The organism is Kurthia gibsonii (assembly GCF_006539985.1).
GTDB classification, from domain to species: Bacteria; Bacillota; Bacilli; order Bacillales_A; family Planococcaceae; genus Kurthia; species Kurthia gibsonii.
This window is the reverse complement of sequence record NZ_BJOB01000099.1, coordinates 1-1799: the sequence shown is the minus strand read 5'-3', so window position 1 is coordinate 1799 and position 1799 is coordinate 1. Positions and strand designations below refer to the sequence as shown.

Sequence of the window (1799 nt, the reverse complement as noted above, 5' to 3'; positions counted from 1 at the left end):
TCGACTCTTTTATTCCATTAGATATTCTCACCAACGTCATTTGACAAAGAGCCACAAAGACTCCGACATTTTATATGCCAGAGTCTTTGTTTAGTTTGTATTTAGTTTATGCTTTCTATTTTCTAGAAGAGTCGGTAACGTCATCCCAACTAATACAAGAATAATCCCGACAATTTGTAAAGCAGATAAGTTCTCATTTAAAACAATAACAGAAGCCATAATCGCTACAGGTAGTTCGGTTGCACTTAGTATAGATGCAGTCCCACCACCGACTTTTGGTACAGCAATTGTAAATAGAATAATCGGTAAGATAATCCCGAAAAATCCAAGTGCTAATCCAAAATATAATAAGCTCGATGTGAATAATGTGCCACTCCACATAACTTCCGGTGCTTGGAAAAATGATACGACAATCAACGCAATTAAAGACATAATCGTCATACGTGAAATGGTTGTAACACCTTCTACATGTTTGGAATTGAATTGCATAAAGCAAGCAAAGCTAAATGCAGCTGCAAAACCAAATAGCCAACCTTTCCAACTAAGTCCAGATAAATCAACATCTAAAACACCAGCTGCTAATATTGTGCCTCCAATTAAAAAGACTAGACTAAATAATTCAATGCGCTTTGGTAAACGCTTATGAATTAGACATTCTAAAAATAAGCCAATCCATGTAAATTGGAATAACATAACTACAGCAAGGGAAGCAGGTAGATAATGAATGGATTTACCATATACAATCCCTGTAACCCCTGTGAAAAGACCTGCACAGCATATAATGAGCAATCCCTTTGCGGATAGCTTAGGGAGAGAACGTTGCGTTATAATAAAGAGAATAAACGCTAATAAAAAACCGATCGCATATTGACTCTGTACAGCTTCTGCTGTCGTGAATCCATGTGCCATCGCGACCTTAATAATTGTAGATAAAATACCATAACTGCTAGAAGCAATTACAATTAGTAAGGGGAATAATAACTTCTTATTCATCATGCCAACTCCTATTTAATTCTTTTAATAGTGTATCAAGAGAAAAAACAATAATATAGGACATATGTCCAGAAAAAGAGGTTTTGTATGAAATTAATTGAAGACCCTCAAATTTTAGAACAATACATTCGATTACATCGATTTGAACAAATATTTACGAACATTGAGAATGTACCATTTAAAATATTTGAAGTAGCAGAAGGAGAAAATTTAATGAGTGAAGGAGAGGAACTAACCTCTTTGTATTATCTTGTAGCAGGACGTGTAAAGGTCACTTCTAGCTTACATACGGGTAAGTTCCTTTTACTTCGTTTTAACCACCCTTTGACCGTTTTAGGTGACTTAGAATTAATTCGTCAGGTTCCAGTACAGTCACAAGTCACAGCTGTTATTGACAGTATTATTATGACATTGCCTTTTGACTATATAAAACAGTATGAAATGCAAAACCCTTTATTTTTACAACAGTTATTACAGCATATTAGTTATAAGTTACAAACGAATACAGTTGCGACACGTGTGAATTTATTAGAGTCTGTAGAAAGTCGTTTTGCAAGCTTTCTATTATCGACTGTTAGCTCAGATCCGGATAATAACTTCGGACAGGAACTACAGACCATGCGGATTGCAGAGATTGCAGATTTATTAGGTACTTCACACCGACATTTGAATCGAGTTGTTAAAAAATTGGTTGAAGAAGGTGTTATTAAACGTGAAAAACGACATCTTATTATTTTAGATGAGCGTCGATTAAGTGATTTATCACAAGGTATTCGATTTGAATAAATAAAAAGAGGAAACACATA

Annotated in this window: 2 protein-coding genes; one reads left to right on the top strand and one right to left on the bottom strand. The window is 34.7% G+C overall.

The window, feature by feature from the left end; genetic code table 11:
* Nucleotides 1–90 precede the first annotated feature (90 nt).
* A complete protein-coding gene (locus KGI01_RS13605) occupies nt 91–993 on the bottom strand; it encodes an EamA family transporter (protein WP_141275128.1) in 903 nt (300 codons plus the stop codon).
* Nucleotides 994–1080: 87 nt separating this feature from the next.
* Between KGI01_RS13605 and KGI01_RS13600 the strand changes: the two genes are divergently transcribed.
* Complete coding sequence (locus KGI01_RS13600; RefSeq protein ID WP_068456661.1) at nt 1081–1779, top strand: Crp/Fnr family transcriptional regulator; 699 nt, start codon at nt 1081–1083, stop codon at nt 1777–1779.
* Nucleotides 1780–1799: the final 20 nt, after the last annotated feature.

Coding starts and splice junctions, on each gene's coding strand:
- KGI01_RS13605 (WP_141275128.1), bottom strand. CDS start 993: ATGAATAAGAAGTTATTATTCCCCTTACTAATTGTAATTGCTTCTAGC.
- KGI01_RS13600 (WP_068456661.1), top strand. CDS start 1,081: ATGAAATTAATTGAAGACCCTCAAATTTTAGAACAATACATTCGATTA.